The organism is Streptomyces sp. NPDC102437, from assembly GCF_044765565.1.
Taxonomy (GTDB): Bacteria; Actinomycetota; Actinomycetes; order Streptomycetales; family Streptomycetaceae; genus Streptomyces.
The window spans coordinates 84,160-101,632 of the sequence record NZ_JBIWKI010000028.1 but is presented as its reverse complement, the minus strand read 5'-3'; the positions used below and the strand labels follow the sequence as shown (position 1 = coordinate 101,632).

The following is a 17,473-nucleotide window of genomic DNA, read 5'->3' as shown; positions in this document are numbered from 1 at the left end:
CGGGAGGTTCGGGTGCGCAAGGATGCGGCCGTGGCCGGTGATCGTCCGCACAGGGCTCGGCACCGTGGCGGACAGGCGCAGCCGCCACCGCCCCAGCCTTCCGCGCCCGCGCCTCCGCCTCCGGCCTCGTCACCTTCCGCCGTCCCGGACGAGGAGCTGATGCGGGCGCTCTACCGGGAGCACGCCGGGCCCCTGTTCGCGTACGTGCTCCGGCTGGTCGCCGGTGACCGGCAGCGCGCCGAGGACGTGGTGCAGGAGACGCTCATCCGCGCCTGGAAGAACGCCGGACGGCTGGGCAGCGCCACCGGATCGGTCCGGCCCTGGCTGGTGACGGTCGCCCGGCGCATCGTCATCGACGGCCACCGCAGCCGGCAGGCCCGGCCGCCCGAGGTCGATCCGTCGCCGCTGGAGGCCGTTCCGGCGGAGGACGAGATGGAGAAGGCGCTGTGGCTGATGACACTGTCCGAGGCGCTCGACGATCTGACCGCCGCGCACCGGGAAGCCCTGATCGAGACCTACTTCAAGGGCCGCACGGTCGGTGAGGCGGCCGAGGTGCTGGGCGTTCCGAGCGGGACGGTACGGTCGCGGGTCTTCTACGCACTGCGCTCGATGAAGCTCGCGCTGGAGGAGAGGGGGGTCACGGCATGAACGACGACCACGAGTGGGAGCCCTTCGGACCCGGTCCGGCCGGGCCCTGCGGCCACCCCGGTCCCGTTGGTCACGCGGCCGACGCCGCGCACGACGCCGCCGGCGCGTACCTCCTCGGTGTTCTCGACGACGCCGAGGCGTCCGCCTTCGAGGCGCACCTCGCCGACTGCGAGCTGTGCGCCGCCCGGCTCGACGAGCTCGTCGGCCTGGGGCCCGTGCTCGCGAGGGTCTCCGTGTCCCCGGGCGCCCCCGCCGCCCGCTACGTACCGGGGCAGCCCGGCCCCCGCGTGCTGGAGCGGCTGCTCGACGAGGTGAGCGCCGGGCGGGCCCGGCGCAGGCGCCGCTCCGTCTGGCTGGTGGCGGCGGCGGTGGCGCTGATCATCGGCGGCCCGGTGGCCGTGGTCCTGGCGAGCGGCGACGACGGCCCGACGACACGGGCGGCCGAACCGTACCCCACCAGCCCCACCAGCCCCACGAGCCCCGTCGACCCCACCGGGGACGCCTCCGTCGACCGCATGCCTGAGAAGGTGCGGGCCGCCGACCCCGTCACCCGGGTCGACGCCACGATCGGCATGGCGAGGAAGCCCTGGGGCACCAGCACCGTGCTGGAGCTCAGGAACGTCAAGGGCCCGCAGAAATGCCGGCTGATCGCGGTGTCGAAGACCGGTGAGGAGGAGGTCGTCTCCTCCTGGTCCGTGCCGGAGTGGGGATATGGCATCGAGGACTCCTCGTACCCGGGAGCGCGATATCCGCTCCAGGTGTCCGGCGGTGCCGCCATGGGCCGGGGTGACATCGACCATTTCGAGGTGCGTACGTTCGACGGCAGGCGGCTGGTCGAGGTCGATGCGTGACCGAGATCCCGGGCAGACCATTTCGAGACGCGCGGCAGGTGCGCGGCGGGTCCCCCTTCGCATAAGGTTGACGGCTGCCCAATGCACGTCAGAAGGGGGCCTCGGTGGCCGCGCAGGATGCCGCTGTCGATTCGTTGCGGGACCGGGAAATCGGTGTCGAGCAGGAACATCTCGACCGTGTGTACCACCGCCTTGAGGAGAAGATCCACGAGGCGGAATTTCTCATGAATGACGCCGTCAAGCGCGGCCAGGTCGGTACGCCGGGGGCGCTCGCCGAGCGCGACGCCCAGGTGTTCCGGGCCGGAATCCACCTGAACCGGCTGAACAGCGAGTTCGAGGACTTCCTCTTCGGCAGGATCGACCTGCTGCTCGGCAAGGACGGCGTACGCGGTCCGGACGGCGCGTACACCTCCGTCGAACCGGCCGAGGACGCGGTACGCGAGGACCTGTCGGCCGATATCGCGGAGACGCTGCACATCGGCCGGATCGGGGTCCTCGACTCCGACTACGCGCCGCTGGTCATCGACTGGCGCGCGCCGGCCGCCGCACCGTTCTACCGGTCGACGCCGAAGGAACCCGGCAGGGTCGTGCGCCGCCGGGTCATCCGCTCCAAGGGCCGCAAGGTCCTCGGGGTCGAGGACGACCTGATGCGCCCCGAGCTGACCGCGTCCCTGGACGGCGACAAGCTGCCCGTCATCGGCGACGGCGCCCTGATGGCGGCGCTCGGCCAGGCCCGCAGCCACACCATGCGCGACATCGTCTCCTCCATCCAGGCCGAACAGGACCTGGTGATCCGGGCCCCCGCCGCCTCGGTCACCGAGGTCTCCGGCGGCCCCGGCACCGGCAAGACGGCCGTCGCCCTGCACCGCGCCGCGTACCTCCTCTACCAGGACCGGCGGCGTTACGCGGGCGGCATCCTCGTCGTCTCGCCGACCCCGCTCCTGGTCGCGTACACCGAGGGTGTGCTGCCCTCGCTGGGTGAGGAGGGGCAGGTCGCGATCCGTGCCGTCGGCTCGCTCTCCGACGAGGCGGCCGGCGTCGAGGGCGCCACCACCTACGACGAACCCGCCGTCGCCCGGATCAAGGGCTCCTCCCGGATGCTCCAGGTACTGCGCCGGGCGTCCCGGGGCGCGCTGGAACAGCCCGGCACCTCCCGCAAGGCGGCGGACCGGGACGGCCAGCTGTCCTTCGGCGACGACGAGACGGATGGGGCCGACGCGACCCCCGCCACCCCCACCCGGCTGCGGGTCGTCGCGTTCGGCGCCCGCGTCGAGCTGAACGCCGACGAGCTCCACCGCGTCCGGCAGTCCGTCCTCGGCGGCACCGCACCGGTCAACCTGCTGCGCCCGCGCGCCCGCAGGCTGCTGCTGGACGCCCTGTGGAACAAGTCCTCGGGCCGGGGCCGCTACACCGACCCCGAGCTCGCCGCCGAACTGCGTTCCTCCTTCGACGAGGACGTCTCCACCGAGACGGACTTCCTCGACTTCCTGAACGCCTGGTGGCCCGAACTCACCCCGCGCGGGGTGCTCGCGGCGATGGCCGACGAGAAGCGGCTCGGCCGCTGGGCCCGCCGGGTGCTCAACCAGGGCGAGGTGCGCCGTTTCGCTCGCTCCCTGAAGCGGCTCGACAGCGCGGGGAACGGGCCGCTGTCGGTGCACGACGTGGCCATCCTCGACGAGCTCCAGACGCTGCTGGGCACCCCGCACCGGCCGAAGAAGAAGCGCGAACCCGACCCGCTGGACCAGCTCTCCGGTCTGGAGGAGCTGATGCCGCAGCGCGAGGAGACGCAGCGCGAGCGCGCCGAGCGGCTGGCGGCGGAGCGTACGGAGTACGCGCACGTCATCGTCGACGAGGCGCAGGACCTGACGCCCATGCAGTGGCGGATGGTCGGCCGTCGCGGCAGGCACGCCACCTGGACGATCGTCGGGGACCCGGCGCAGTCCTCCTGGTCCGACCCGGACGAGGCCGCCCACGCGCGCGACGAGGCGCTCGGCAACCGGCCGCGCCGCCGCTTCACCCTCACGGTCAACTACCGCAACCCGGCGGAGATCGCCGAGCTGGCCTCGAAGGTCCTGGCGCTGGCGATGCCCGGGATGGAGTCCCCGTCCGCGGTCCGCTCCACCGGTGTGAAGCCCCGCTTCGAGGCGGTACGCGACGGCGACCTGGCCGCCTCGGTGCGCGAGGAGGCGCGGCGGCTGCTCGGCGAGGTCGACGGCACGGTGGGTGTGGTCGTCGCGATGAACCGCCGGGCCCAGGCCCGCTCCTGGCTCGCCGAGCTCGGCGAGCGGGTGGTGGCGCTGGGCAGCCTGGAGGCGAAGGGCCTGGAGTACGACGCCACGGTGGTCGTCTCGCCCGCGGAGATCGCGGACGAGTCCCCCGCGGGCCTGCGGGTGCTGTACGTGGCGCTGACGCGTGCGACGCAGCAGCTCACGGTGGTCTCGGGGGAGCGGGACCTGCCCGACGAGGACGGCGTCCCGGACCTGCTGAGGGACTGATCGCCTGTTTTCCGGGTCAACCTGTGCCGCGGGGAATCACTTCTTCGGGGTCTTTGTTAGCCTGGTGTCGGCACCGGCTCGATCCAAGCCCCCGGGCCCAACCTTCGTCGCTACGAGCGACCACTTGCCGCGAGGCGAGCATGGCGGGTCGGTGCCGCTCGATCCGTACGACAGACCCCCGTCACCTCTTGGTGGCGCGGGTCTGTTCTTGTTTTCCGGTGCTTCCACCGGAGTTCTGGGAGTTCCGCCGGAGATTCGGGGCTTCCACAGGGGCCCCCATATCTCGTATGGTGGAAATTACTTTCCGAAGAGTGGCAGTCATTACCGGCTACCGGCTAGTAGGTGCGACGATCGGGAAGCGTGTCCGAGGCGAGCGCCCCGGCCGCGCGGCAAAGAAGCTAGGGAAAGCGAAGGACTCGGCCATGGCAACGGCGCCCAGCGTCTCGTACTCGATGACGGTCAGGCTGGAGGTGCCCGCGAGCGGCACAGCGGTCTCCCAGCTCACCACGGCCGTGGAGTCCTCCGGCGGTTCGGTCACCGGCCTCGACGTGACCGCTTCCGGTCACGAGAAGCTCCGGATCGACGTCACCATCGCGGCCACCTCCACCTCGCACGCCGACGAGATCGTCGAGGGCCTGCGCGGCATCGAGGGTGTCGTCCTCGGCAAGGTCTCCGACCGTACGTTCCTGATGCACCTCGGCGGCAAGATCGAGATGGCGTCCAAGCACCCCATCCGCAACCGTGACGACCTCTCGATGATCTACACCCCGGGCGTGGCCCGGGTCTGCATGGCGATCGCCGAGAACCCCGAGGACGCCCGCCGCCTCACCATCAAGCGCAACACCGTTGCGGTCGTGACGGACGGCTCCGCCGTGCTCGGCCTCGGCAACATCGGCCCGATGGCCGCCATGCCGGTCATGGAGGGCAAGGCGGCCCTCTTCAAGCGGTTCGCCGACATCGACGCCTGGCCGATCTGCCTGGACACCCAGGACACCGACGCCATCGTCGAGATCGTCAAGGCGATCGCCCCCGGTTTCGCGGGCATCAACCTGGAGGACATCTCCGCACCCCGCTGCTTCGAGATCGAGGCACGGCTGCGCGAGGCCCTGGACATCCCGGTCTTCCACGACGACCAGCACGGCACCGCGATCGTCGTGCTGGCCGCGCTGACCAACGCGCTTCGCGTGGTGGGCAAGGGAATCGGGGACGTACGGGTCGTCATGTCCGGCGCCGGAGCGGCCGGTACGGCCATCCTGAAGCTCCTCATCGCCGCGGGCGTCAAGCACGCCGTCGTCGCCGACATCCACGGCGTGGTGCACGCCGGCCGCGAGGACCTCGTCTCCGCCGATGCCGATTCGCCGCTGCGCTGGATCGCCGACAACACCAACCCGGAGTCCGTCACCGGCACCCTCAAGCAGGCCGTCGTGGGCGCCGACGTCTTCATCGGCGTCTCCGCCCCGAACGTGCTGGACGGCGACGACGTCGCGGCCATGGCCGAGGGCGCGATCGTGTTCGCTCTCGCGAACCCGGACCCCGAGGTGGAACCGGCAATCGCTCGCCAGACGGCAGCAGTTGTCGCCACCGGCCGCTCCGACTTCCCGAACCAGATCAACAACGTGCTGGTCTTCCCGGGTGTCTTCCGCGGTCTGCTGGACGCCCAGTCCCGCACCGTCAACACGGAGATGATGCTCGCCGCGGCGGGTGCCCTCGCCGACGTGGTCGCCGAGGACGAGCTGAACGCGAACTACATCATCCCGTCGGTCTTCAACGACCGGGTCGCGGGCGCGGTCGCCGGCGCCGTCCGGGAGGCCGCGAAGGCCGCCGCCGGGGTGGCCCCGGGCAACCTCGTCTGACCCGGATCCACCCGCACGCCCCGGCGCGACCCCTGTCGTCGCCGTGCGTGCCCGCGGCGCCCCACGCCGGTCCGGCCCACGTCGGCCCGGCCTACGGCGCGTCGCGGGTCGCGACGCCCCAAACGCCCCTTTAGGGTGGGCGGGCGGCGCGTCCCGCCCGCCAGGGATTACGGGGCAGTCCTGAGCCCCGCATCCACTGCGGAACGCTTTCGGGGAGTCGACGGAACGTCACCACGAGGAGGCCGTGGCGCTTTTCGTGTGACTCCGGAGGGTGCCGGATTGGCGTTACCGCCGCAGGTGGGGGCAGGATGCGTAATCGGGCGCGAGGGTCTGACGACAGACCCGGGTCCGGGGACTGTCCGAGGGCCCTGGCAGCATCGGCTTCGATCTCACGCCTCACAGGCAAGAAGAACACGGGAGTAACAACATGAACCGCAGTGAGCTGGTGGCCGCCCTGGCCGACCGCGCCGAGGTGACTCGCAAGGACGCCGACGCCGTTCTGGCCGCCCTCGCCGAGACCGTCGGTGAGATCGTCGCCAAGGGCGACGAGAAGGTCACCATCCCCGGCTTCCTGACCTTCGAGCGCACCCACCGTGCCGCTCGCACCGCTCGTAACCCGCAGACCGGCGACCCGATCAACATCCCGGCCGGCTACAGCGTGAAGGTCTCCGCGGGCTCCAAGCTCAAGGAAGCCGCCAAGGGCAAGTAAGCCCCACAGGCGCGACGAAGGGCGGTCACCCCACCAGGGTGACCGCCCTTCGGCGTACCGGCCCGAGAGGCCCCGTTCTGTGCCTCTGAGGCCCGGTATCGAGGCCCCGGGGGCCCGGCCGACGGGGAACAGGGGCCCGGAAACGGGCAACGGGGGTCCGGGGCAGTGCCCCGAACCCCCGTCAGCAGCCGTCCGGCGCCCGGTCTCAGACCAGCGCCCCGCCCGGCAGCTCGACCTTCGCGCCCAGCTTCTCCAGCTTGTCCATGAAGTTCTCGTAGCCGCGGTTGATCAGGTCGATCCCGTGCACCCGCGACGTGCCCTGCGCCGCCAGCGCGGCGATCAGATACGAGAAACCGCCGCGCAGGTCCGGGATGACCAGGTCCGCGCCCTGCAGCCGGGTCGGCCCGGACACGACCGCCGAGTGCAGGAAGTTGCGCTGGCCGAAGCGGCAGTCGGAGCCGCCCAGGCACTCGCGGTAGAGCTGGATGTGCGCGCCCATCTGGTTGAGCGCGGAGGTGAAGCCGAGCCGCGACTCGTACACCGTCTCGTGGACGATGGACAGGCCCGTGGCCTGCGTCAGGGCCACCACCAGCGGCTGCTGCCAGTCGGTCTGGAAGCCGGGGTGCACGTCCGTCTCCAGGGCGATGGCGTTCAGCGCGCCGCCCGGGTGCCAGAAGCGGATGCCCTCGTCGTCGATCTCGAAGGCGCCGCCGACCCGGCGGAAGGTGTTGAGGAACGTCATCATCGAGCGCTGCTGTGCGCCCCGTACGTAGATGTTGCCCTCGGTGGCCAGCGCCGCGGACGCCCAGGAGGCCGCCTCCAGGCGGTCCGGGATGGCCCGGTGGGTATAGCCGTCCAGCCGGTCGACACCGGTGATCCGGATCGTCCGGTCGGTGTCCATCGAGATGATCGCGCCCATCTTCTGCAGTACGCAGATGAGGTCCTCGATCTCCGGCTCCACGGCCGCGTTGGACAGTTCGGTGACGCCCTCGGCGAGGACCGCCGTCAGCAGCACCTGCTCGGTGGAGCCCACCGACGGGTACGGCAGCCGGATCTTCGTGCCGCGCAGCCGCTGCGGGGCCTCCAGGTACTGCCCGTCCGCCCGCTTCTCGATGGTCGCGCCGAACTGCCGCAGCACGTCGAAGTGGAAGTCGATCGGCCGGCCGCCGATGTCGCAGCCGCCGAGCCCGGGGATGAACGCGTGGCCGAGCCGGTGCAGCAGCGGGCCGCAGAACAGGATCGGGATGCGCGAGGAGCCCGCGTGGGCGTCGATGTCGGCGACGTTGGCGCTCTCCACATGGGTCGGGTCCAGGATCAGCTCACCCGGTTCGTCACCGGGCCGGACCGTCACCCCGTGCAACTGGAGCAGCCCCCGGACCACCCGCACGTCGCGGATGTCGGGCACGTTGCGCAGCCGGCTGGGCCCGCTGCCGAGCAGCGCGGCGACCATCGCCTTCGGCACCAGGTTCTTGGCGCCTCTGACGCGGATCTCGCCCTCCAGCGGGGTTCCGCCGTGGACAAGCAGGACATCGTCTGTGCCGGTCATGAATCTCGCGTTCCGGAGTGGTCGGGCAGGGGGCCAAACGAAAGAGTAATGGCCGACCACCCCCATTCCGTAAGAGCACCGGGGGCGTACGAACGTCATGAATCCGCCACAACACGCTCTGCTCCCCGGGTCTTGCGGAGGGTTACCGTCCGCTAGGCTCTCCGGATCGCGCGCTCCCCCTGCATCCGTGCGCCCTGAGCTGCGCTCCGGCCCGGCCGGTGACCGGGCCGTCCGCTTGGCCCCCGCGGCGGGCGAAGATGCGGGATCATTTCTGCCATGACGGAGGTGTCCTCGCTCACAGGGCGACTGCTCGTGGCCACACCCGCGCTCGCGGACCCGAATTTCGACCGTGCGGTGGTGCTCCTCCTCGACCACGACGAGGAGGGCTCACTCGGCGTGGTCCTGAACCGCCCGACCCCGGTCGGCGTCGTCGACATCCTCACGCCCTGGGCCGGCCTGACCGGCGAGCCGGACGTCGTCTTCCAGGGCGGCCCGGTCTCGCTCGACTCGGCGCTCGGCGTGGCCGTGATCCCCGGCGACGAGGGCCCGCTCGGCTGGCGCCGGGTGTACGGGGCGATCGGGCTGGTGGACCTGGAGGCGCCGCCGGAGCTGTTGGCCGCGGCGCTCGGCTCGCTGCGGATCTTCGCCGGGTACGCGGGCTGGGGCCCCGGACAGCTGGAGACCGAACTGACCGAGGGTGCCTGGTACGTGGTCGAGTCCGAACCCGGGGACGTCTCCTCCCCACGCCCGGAGCACCTCTGGCGCGCGGTCCTGCGCCGTCAGCGCAGCGAACTGGCGATGATCGCCACGTACCCGGACGACCCTTCGCTGAACTGAAGCTCCGGGTGGTCGGTACCCTTGGCGGTTATGAGCACTCTCGAGCCCGAGCGCGGGGCAGGTACCGGAACCCTCGTGGAACCGACGCCGCAGGTGTCGAACGGCGACGGCGACCACGAGCGCTACGCCCATTACGTCCAGAAGGACAAGATCATGGCGAGTGCCCTGGAGGGCACCCCCGTGGTCGCACTGTGCGGGAAGGTCTGGGTGCCGGGGCGTGACCCCAAGAAGTACCCGGTCTGTCCGATGTGCAAGGAGATCTACGAGTCCATGGGCGCCGGTGGCGACAAGGACAAGGGCAAGGGCGGCAAGGACAAGAAGTAGCGAGAAGCGGGCCGGAGCCGTCCGGCGACCTCCGCTTCGGGCCCCCGGGGCACGCGTACGACGCGTGCCCCGGGGGCCCTTTGCGTTGCCCGGACGTGTGCCCCGGGGTGCCCTTGGCGTTGCACGGGCTGCTTCGCCGGGTCACAGAGTGGTAGAGACCACTTGTCGGCGCCTGCGTGCGCACCTACTCTCCTGCCAGTTGTGCATAACGAAACGCCCGTCGCGTATGTTGCAACGCCGATCGGTAGGGGTTCCCGGATGAAGCTGTCTGCCCGAATTGCCGCCCCGGCCGCAGCCCTTGTGCTGGCGGGTCTCACCGCCACCGCATGCGCGCCGCAGACCTCCGGCACCGGAGCCAAGCGGGACGAGAAGACCGGCACACTGCGTGTCTGGCTCTTCCAGGAAGTCGGCAACAAGCCCAAGGAACAGGTCGTCGACGCGGCGGTCGCCGACTTCAGGAAGGCCCACAAGGACGCGGAGGTCGAGATCGAGTACATACCGGTCGACACCCGCGCCCAGCGCGTCAAGGCGGCGTTCAACGACCCCAAAAGCGCCCCGGACCTCATCGAGTACGGCAACACCGACACCGCCGGATACGTCAAGGACGGCGGACTCGCCGATGTGAGCGCCGAGTTCGCCGCCTGGGACGAGGCCAAGGACACCGACCCGACCGCCAAGCAGTCCGTGACGGTGGACGGCAAGATCTACGGCGCCCCGCTCGTTCATCTCCACCTGGAACGACTTCCTGTTCGCGAAGTCGTTCATCATCAGCGACACCTCCCAGTCGACGCTCCCCATGGCGCTGCTGGTCTTCTTCAAACCCGATGAGAACGACTGGGGAGGGATCATGGCCGCCTCGACGGTGATGACCGTTCCCGTACTGGTCTTCTTCGTACTCGTACAGCGCCGCCTGGTCTCGGGACTCGGCGGAGCGGTAAAGGACTGACGCCATGGACACCGACAACGACACGAACCCGGCACCGGCGCCCGCGGATATCGTCCCGGCGCCCGCGCACATCGTCCCGGCACCCGTGCGCGCCGGCGGTGAAGGGCGCTGCGGCTTCCTGTTCGATCCGTCCACCACCATCACGGCGGCCCCAGGCACGGAGAGCACCGAACGCTGGCTGCGCTCCACGCTCGGCGCCGCCTTCGGCCTGCCGCTCGCCCCGCGGCCGGCCGCCGAGGGCGACGAGCACGCCACGAACACCGTCCGGCTGGGCATCGACCCGGCGCTCGAACCGGAGGGCTACCGGCTGAGCACCGGGACCGGCACATGCGTCGAGATCACCGGCGGCAGCCCCGCCGGGGTCTTCTGGGGCGCGCAGACCCTCCGTCAGCTCCTGGGCCCCGAGGCCTTCCGCCGCGCGCCCATTGCCCACGGCACCCGGCGCGCCATCCCCTTCGCGGACATCGAGGACAGCCCCCGGTTCCCCTGGCGCGGAATGATGCTCGACGTGGCACGGCACTTCCTGCCCAAGGACGACGTGCTGCGCTACCTCGACCTCCTCGCCGCACACAAGCTGAACGTCTTCCACTTCCACCTCACCGACGACCAGGGCTGGCGCATCGAGATCAGGCGCTTCCCCCGGCTCACCGAGGTCGGCTCCTGGCGCTCCCGCACGAAGCACGGACACCGGGCGTCCGAGCTGTGGGACGAGACCCCGCACGGCGGTTACTACACACAGGACGACATCCGCGAGATCGTCGCGTACGCCGCCGAGCGGCACATCCGGGTCGTCCCCGAGATCGACATCCCCGGCCACTCGCAGGCCGCCATCGCCGCCTACCCCGAACTGGGCAACACCGACGTCGTCGACACCACCGCCCTCTCCGTCTGGGACACCTGGGGCATCAACTCGAACGTACTCGCCCCCACCGACGACACCCTGCGCTTCTTCGAAGGCGTCCTCGAAGAGGTCCTCGACCTCTTCCCCGCCGCCACCTCGCCGTTCATCCACATCGGCGGCGACGAATGCCGCAAGGAGCAGTGGAAGAACTCGCCGGTCGCCCAGGCCCGGATCGAGGAATTCGGCCTGGCCGACGAGGACGAGCTGCAGTCCTGGATCATCCGGCACTTCGACACCTGGCTCACCGCGCGCGGACGCCGGCTGATCGGCTGGGACGAGATCCTGGAGGGCGGCCTCCCGGCGGGCGCCGCCGTGTCGTCCTGGCGGGGTTACGGCGGAGGCATCGCCGCCGCCGAGGCCGGCCACGACGTCGTCATGTGCCCCGAGCAGCACGTGTACCTGGACCACCGTCAGGACGGCGGCCCCGACGAGCCGATGCCCATCGGCTTCGTCCGCACCCTGGAGGACGTGTACCGCTTCGAGCCCGTACCGGCGGGCCTCTCCGAGGAGGCGGCCCGTCACATCCTGGGCACCCAGGCCAATGTCTGGACCGAGGTGATGCAGAACCGGGACCGCGTCGACTACCAGGTCTTCCCGCGCCTCGCGGCGTTCGCGGAGGTCGCCTGGTCGCCGCTGCCCGCCCCCGCCGAGCGGGACTTCGCCGGCTTCGAGAGCCGAATGACCACGCATTACGCCCGACTCGACGCCCTCGGCGTCGACTACCGGCCGCCGGGCGGCCCGTTGCCCCGGCAGCAGCGCCCAGGCGTGCTGGGCCGGCCCATCGACGGGGTGCCCCCGAACGTGTGATCCCGGCCGTACCCGGTCGCCGGCCGGCCCGCTCCGAAAGGGCGGGCCGGCCGCGCTTTTTTGTCCGGAACTCGCTCTGTCGGAACGGGACGCGGCAACGAAGCGCCAGAACGGAACAATCAGTCATGAGCCATGCCGAAGAGCTGCAATTCACACTCTGCGCCGAAGCGGGGTGAAACGGGAACATTCCCCTGATCAAGGATGGATACGCCCTTCGCGGACCCTCGCGTCGGACCGATCCGAAGATGTGCCAGAGTTGCCACGTCCAGGCCTTGAGCACGTACCGTACGGCAAAACAGCCGGACAGCCGGGACACCGGGAAGGGGCAGCTGGGTTGACCACGCACGCACCGCAGGCGACGCAGTCCGTGACGCTGCCGGCCTCGCTCGACGAGGCCGTGGCGGCGCTCGGCGCCATGCCCGCCGCCGTTCCCGTGGCGGGCGGCACAGACCTGATGGCGGCCGTCAACAAGGGGCTGCTGCGCCCCTCGGGCCTGGTCGGCCTCGGCCGGATCAGCGAGCTGCGCGGCTGGCACTACCAGGACGGCCACGCCCTGCTCGGCGCCGGCCTCACCCACGCACGCATGGGACGGCCCGACTTCGCGGCCCTGATCCCCGCACTGGCCGCGTCGGCGCGCGCCGCCGGCCCGCCCCAGATCCGTAACGCCGGAACGCTCGGCGGCAACATCGCCACCGCGGCCCCGACCGGCGACGCCCTGCCGGTGCTCGCCGCACTGGAGGCCGAGCTGGTCATCGCGGGTCCGGGCGGCGCCCGGCGCGAGATCCCCGTCTCGCACCTGCTGGCCGGCCGCGACATGCTCGAACCCGCCGAGCTCATCGGCTTCGTCCGGGTGCCGCTGCTGCACGCCCCCCAGGTCTTCCTGAAGGCCACCGGCCGTACCGGCCCCGGCCGCGCCACCGCGTCCGTCGCGATCGTTCTCGACCCGGCGCGGCGCGGGGTGCGCTGCGCGGTCGGCGCCATCGCCCCGATGCCGCTGCGGCCGCTGGAGGCCGAACGCTGGATCGCCTCGCTGATCGACTGGGACGGCGAACGGGGCCTGGCCCCCGACGCGCTGGCCGCGTTCGGCGAGTACGTCGCCGCGGCCTGCATCCCGGACCAGGAATCACCCGCCGACGGGGGAGAGGCGCAGCCGCTGCCCCCCGCCGTACTGCACCTGCGGCGGACCGTCGCCGCGCTGGCCCGACGCGCGCTGGGGAGGGCACTGTCGTGACCAACGAGGACCGCAACGAACAGCACGGGCAGCAGGAGCACCTGCAGCACGGGGGCTGGCAGCCGACGCCGCAGGGCGGCGAGTACGACGCGGAGGCGACCGCCTTCGTCCACCTGCCGCCGGAGGACCTGGCGAACATCCCGCTGGCCGCACCCGGCCACGGCTACGTACCGCCGATGATCGTTCCACTGACCCCCGCGGCCGGGCTCGACCCGTCGGCCACGGGCAGCTGGGTCGTGCAGACGCAGAGCCAGCAGGAGCGTGGTACGGGGGCGGAGCAGCAGGCATCCGAGACGGTGCACTGGCCGGACCCCAACCAGCAGCAGGGCCCGTACGACTACGAGTACCCGCAGCAGGCTCCCCACGCCCCACAGGTCTCCCACACCCCGCAGCTCCCGCACGATCCGTATGCGCAGGAGCAGTACCAGCAGAGCCCGGCGGCCACGGGCCAGTGGAACTTCACCGAGTCCACGGAGTTCGGCGTCCACACGGGCCAGGCCGGCCAGGCAGGGCTCGCCGAGCACGTCGACCACACCGGTCAGCACGGCGACAGCACCGGCCACACGGGCCACACCGGCCACACGGGTCAGTGGACGATTCCGGTCGCCGACGGTGATCTCCCGGAGGAATCCGGCGAGTTCGCGGCCTCGGCCCTGGCCGCCCAGTGGTACGGGGACCGGACCCCGCCGGCCACGCTGCCGGGCGGTGCGCCCGCTCCGTGGGCGACGCAGGAGCCGGCCCCGGAGCCCGTCCACGAGGAGCCCGAGGCCGAGTTCGCGGCGGAGCCCGCACTTCTGGCGGACATGGAGCCGGAGCACGCGCCGGAAGCCGGGTTCGAGCAGCAGCAGCCGTCGGCCGAGGCGTCGTCCGTGACGTACGAGGACGTCCTGCGCGTCCCCGAGGCCGCTGCCCCCGTGGAGACGGAGGCTGCCCCCGTACCCGACGGAGGCGCCCCGCACCCCGTCGACGCGGCCCCCGAGTCGGCGAAGCCCGCGGGAGCCCCCCTCGAAACCGCTTCGGAAACCGCTCCGGAAGCTGCCCCCGAAACAGCCCCTGACACCACTCCCGAACCCGACGCGAACAACGTCGCCTCCGAGCAGCAGGCGGAGGCCGCGTCCGAGGACCCGGAGCAGGCAGCGGCTTCGCCGACCGCACAGGCCGGGGCGACCGATCCCGAATCCCCTCCCGAGGAATCCCGGCCCCTCGATCCCCAGCCGGTCGACTCCCAGCCGGTCGACCCCGCCCCGCTCGGCGTTCCCGACGACCGCCCGGCCGCCTCCTACGTCCTGCACGTGAACGGCGCCGACCGCCCCGTCACCGACGCCTGGATCGGCGAGTCGCTCCTCTACGTGCTGCGCGAGCGCCTCGGCCTCGCGGGCGCCAAGGACGGCTGCTCGCAGGGCGAGTGCGGCGCGTGCAACGTCCAGGTGGACGGCAGGCTGGTCGCCTCCTGCCTGGTCCCCGCGGCCACCGCGGCCGGCAGCGAGGTCCGTACGGTCGAGGGCCTCGCCGCGGACGGCGAACCGTCCGACGTCCAGCGCGCCCTCGCCAAGTGCGGTGCCGTCCAGTGCGGCTTCTGCATCCCCGGTATGGCCATGACCGTCCACGACCTGTTGGAGGGCAACCACGCCCCCAGCGAGCTGGAGACGCGTCAGGCGCTCTGCGGAAACCTCTGCCGCTGTTCCGGCTACCGCGGTGTCCTCGACGCCGTCAACGAGGTCATCGCGGGCCGCGAGGCCGACACCGGCACCGACCCCGCCTCGTCGGACTCCACGTCCCCGGAGCCCGACGAGGCCCGTATCCCGCACCAGGCGGCCCCCGGCGCCGGTAGCGTCCAGTCGCACCCGCAGGACGGAGGCATGGCGTGAGCAACGACGCAGCCACCGCTGCCAACGCGACCAGCACACGGATCACCACCCCGGCGGGCACCGTCCCGACGGCCGAGGGCCCCGGCACCGAGCCGCCCGCACTCGGCCTCGGCGTCTCGCTGCCGCCCGCCGACGCGCGCGCCAAGACCGAGGGCACCTTCCCGTACGCCGCCGACCTCTGGGCCGAGGGCCTGCTCTGGGCAGCCGTCCTGCGCTCCCCGCACCCGCACGCCCGTATCCTGTCCATCGACACCTCGGCCGCCGTCGAGATGACGGGGGTGCAGGCCGTCATCACGCACGAGGACATCCCGGGCGAGAGCGCGTACGGGCGCCGGGTCGTCGACCGCCCGGTCTTCGCCTCCGACCTGGTCCGCCACCACGGCGAGCCGATCGCCGCGGTCGCCGCCGACCACCCCGACACGGCCAGGCTCGCCGCCGCGGCCATCGCCGTCCAGTACGAGGTCCTCGACCCGGTCACCGACCCGGAGAAGGCCTTCACCGCCGAACCGCTGCACCCCGACGGCAACCTGATCCGCCACATCCCGCTGCGCTACGGAGACCCCGACGCCACCGGCGAGGTCGTCGTCGAGGGCCTGTACCGCATCGGCCGCCAGGACCCGGCACCCATCGGCGCCGAGGCCGGGCTCGCCGTGCCCCGCCCCGACGGCGGTGTGGAGATCTACACCGCCTCCACCGACCCGCACACCGACCGCGACCTCGCCGCCGCCTGCTTCGGCCTGGAACCGGAGCGGGTGAAGGTCGTCGTCACGGGCGTCCCCGGCGCGACCGGCGACCGCGAGGAACCCGGCTTCCAGCTCCCGCTCGGCCTGCTCGCACTGCGCACCGGCTGCCCGGTGAAGCTGGCCGCCACCCGCGAGGAGTCCTTCCTCGGCCACTCCCACCGGCACCCGACGCTGCTGCGCTACCGCCACCACGCGGACGCCGACGGCCGGCTGGTGAAGGTCGAGGCGCAGATCCTGCTCGACGCGGGTGCCTACGCCGACTCCTCGTCCGAGTCGCTGGCCGCCGCGGTCGCGTTCGCCTGCGGCCCGTACGTCGTCCCGCACGCGTTCATCGAGGGCTGGGCGGTCCGTACGAACAACCCGCCGTCGGGCCACGTCCGGGGCGAGGGCGCGATGCAGGTCTGCGCCGCGTACGAGGGCCAGATGGACAAGCTGGCCGCCAAGCTCGGCATCGACCCGGTCGAACTGCGCCTGCGCAACGCACTGTCCACCGGCGACATCCTGCCCACCGGCCAGACGGTGACCTGCCCCGCGCCCGTCGCCGAACTCCTCGCCTCCGTACAGGACTTCCCCCTTCCCGCGCTCCCCAAGGACGCCCCGGAGGACGACTGGCTGCTCCCCGGCGGCCCCGAGGGCGCGGGCGAACCCGGTGCGGTGCGCCGGGGGGTCGGCTACGCGCTGGGCATGGTCCACATGCTCGGCGCGGAGGGCGCCGACGAGGTCTCCACGGCCACGGTCAGGGTCCACGACGGCATCGCCACGGTCATCTGCGCGGCGGTCGAGACGGGGCAGGGCTTCTCGACCCTCGCCCGCCAGGTCGTCCAGGAGACCCTGGGCATCGAAGAGGTCCACGTGGCCTCCGTCGACACCGACCAGCCCCCGGCCGGCCCGGCGACGCACGGCCGCCACACCTGGGTCTCGGCCGGGGCGGTGGAACGCGCCGCCAAGATGGTCCGCACCCAGCTCCTCCAGCCCCTGGCCCACAAGTTCGGCATGTCCACGGAGCTGCTGCAGATCGCCGACGGCAAGATCACCTCGTACGACGGTGTGCTGTCCACGACGGTCACCGAAGCCATGGACGGCAAGGAACTCTGGGCCACCGCCCAGTGCCGACCCCACCCGACCGAACCCCTCGACGAATCCGGCCAGGGCGACGCCTTCGTCGGCCTCGCCTTCTGCGCGATCCGCGCGGTGGTGGACGTCGACATCGAGCTCGGCGCCGTCCGGGTCGTGGAGATGGCGGTCGCCCAGGACGTCGGCCGGGTCCTCAACCCGTCCCAGCTCGCGACCCGCATCGAGGCCGGCATCACCCAGGGCATCGGCGCCGCCCTCACCGAGAACCTCCGCAGCGCCCGGGGCCTGATCCGCCACCCCGACCTCACCGGCTACTGCCTCCCGACCGCCCTGGACGCCCCCGAGATCCGCATCGTCAAACTCATCGAGGAACGAGACGTGGTGGCCCCCTTCGGCGCCAAGCCCGCCTCGGCGGTCCCCGTGGTGACGTCCCCGGCAGCAGTGGCCGCAGCCGTACGCGCCGCCACCGGCCGTCCGATAAACCGCCTCCCCATCAGGCCTCAGGCAGCGGTGGCGGCCCCCAACTCCTGAGCTCCGCACGGATGTCGCACTCCGGGTTGCAGGCGCGGCCCGGAGATACGCGGTGTCAGCACGGTTCGTCGTTCGAGTTACAGGTGCAACCCGGCGTCGGCGTCGGCCC

12 protein-coding genes and 2 pseudogenes are annotated in these 17,473 nt (G+C 71.9%); 13 read left to right on the top strand and 1 reads right to left on the bottom strand.

Annotated features, from left to right (window positions below):
• The first annotated feature begins 12 nt into the window (after window positions 1-12).
• The 5 genes from ACIRJP_RS29945 (at window position 13) to ACIRJP_RS29925 (ending at window position 6,556) form a co-directional block, all read left to right on the top strand.
• Window positions 13-648, top strand: coding sequence for a sigma-70 family RNA polymerase sigma factor (locus ACIRJP_RS29945; RefSeq protein ID WP_404180657.1), 636 nt, complete (start codon window positions 13-15; stop codon window positions 646-648).
• On the top strand, window positions 645-1,499 hold the full coding sequence (locus ACIRJP_RS29940) for an anti-sigma factor family protein (protein ID WP_404180654.1): 855 nt from the start codon (window positions 645-647) through the stop codon (window positions 1,497-1,499). The genes ACIRJP_RS29945 and ACIRJP_RS29940 overlap by 4 nt, the downstream gene beginning before the upstream one ends.
• Before the next feature lie 104 nt (window positions 1,500-1,603).
• The gene (locus ACIRJP_RS29935; RefSeq protein WP_404180651.1) at window positions 1,604-3,994 is read left to right on the top strand and encodes a HelD family protein; all 2,391 of its coding nucleotides are present in this window, start codon (window positions 1,604-1,606) and stop codon (window positions 3,992-3,994) included.
• Between the two features lie 422 nt (window positions 3,995-4,416).
• Window positions 4,417-5,847 carry an NAD-dependent malic enzyme gene (locus ACIRJP_RS29930; protein WP_404180648.1) on the top strand — a complete coding sequence of 477 codons (1,431 nt, stop codon included), beginning with the start codon at window positions 4,417-4,419 and terminating at the stop codon, window positions 5,845-5,847.
• A 427-nt stretch (window positions 5,848-6,274) separates the two neighbouring features.
• Complete coding sequence (locus tag ACIRJP_RS29925; RefSeq protein ID WP_003968811.1) at window positions 6,275-6,556, top strand: HU family DNA-binding protein; 282 nt, start codon at window positions 6,275-6,277, stop codon at window positions 6,554-6,556.
• A gap of 205 nt (window positions 6,557-6,761) precedes the next feature.
• On the opposite strand, the gene murA is transcribed toward ACIRJP_RS29925, so the two are convergent.
• On the bottom strand, window positions 6,762-8,102 hold the full coding sequence (murA, locus tag ACIRJP_RS29920) for a UDP-N-acetylglucosamine 1-carboxyvinyltransferase (protein ID WP_124723249.1): 1,341 nt from the start codon (window positions 8,100-8,102) through the stop codon (window positions 6,762-6,764).
• A gap of 276 nt (window positions 8,103-8,378) precedes the next feature.
• On the opposite strand from murA, the gene ACIRJP_RS29915 reads away from it, so the two are divergent.
• From ACIRJP_RS29915 to ACIRJP_RS29880, 8 genes and pseudogenes are all read left to right on the top strand, one after another.
• Window positions 8,379-8,939 carry a YqgE/AlgH family protein gene (locus ACIRJP_RS29915; RefSeq protein WP_266418587.1) on the top strand — a complete coding sequence of 187 codons (561 nt, stop codon included), beginning with the start codon at window positions 8,379-8,381 and terminating at the stop codon, window positions 8,937-8,939.
• Window positions 8,940-8,969: 30 nt separating this feature from the next.
• On the top strand, window positions 8,970-9,263 hold the full coding sequence (locus ACIRJP_RS29910; protein WP_072484142.1) for a DUF3039 domain-containing protein: 294 nt from the start codon (window positions 8,970-8,972) through the stop codon (window positions 9,261-9,263).
• Between the two features lie 258 nt (window positions 9,264-9,521).
• Window positions 9,522-9,983: pseudogene (locus tag ACIRJP_RS29905) on the top strand (extracellular solute-binding protein); the annotation flags it as partial.
• Window positions 9,967-10,209: pseudogene (locus ACIRJP_RS29900) on the top strand (carbohydrate ABC transporter permease); the annotation flags it as partial. The pseudogenes ACIRJP_RS29905 and ACIRJP_RS29900, both read left to right, overlap by 17 nt.
• Before the next feature lie 4 nt (window positions 10,210-10,213).
• Window positions 10,214-11,917: a beta-N-acetylhexosaminidase gene (locus ACIRJP_RS29895; RefSeq protein WP_404180644.1), complete on the top strand. Its 1,704-nt coding sequence runs from the start codon at window positions 10,214-10,216 to the stop codon at window positions 11,915-11,917.
• Window positions 11,918-12,251: 334 nt separating this feature from the next.
• Window positions 12,252-13,148, top strand: coding sequence for an FAD binding domain-containing protein (locus tag ACIRJP_RS29890; protein ID WP_404180641.1), 897 nt, complete (start codon window positions 12,252-12,254; stop codon window positions 13,146-13,148).
• Window positions 13,145-15,016: a 2Fe-2S iron-sulfur cluster-binding protein gene (locus ACIRJP_RS29885; protein WP_404180638.1), complete on the top strand. Its 1,872-nt coding sequence runs from the start codon at window positions 13,145-13,147 to the stop codon at window positions 15,014-15,016. Before ACIRJP_RS29890 ends, ACIRJP_RS29885 begins: the two co-directional genes overlap by 4 nt.
• The gene (locus ACIRJP_RS29880; protein ID WP_404180635.1) at window positions 15,013-17,364 is read left to right on the top strand and encodes a xanthine dehydrogenase family protein molybdopterin-binding subunit; all 2,352 of its coding nucleotides are present in this window, start codon (window positions 15,013-15,015) and stop codon (window positions 17,362-17,364) included. Before ACIRJP_RS29885 ends, ACIRJP_RS29880 begins: the two co-directional genes overlap by 4 nt.
• The last annotated feature ends 109 nt before the right edge of the window (window positions 17,365-17,473 follow it).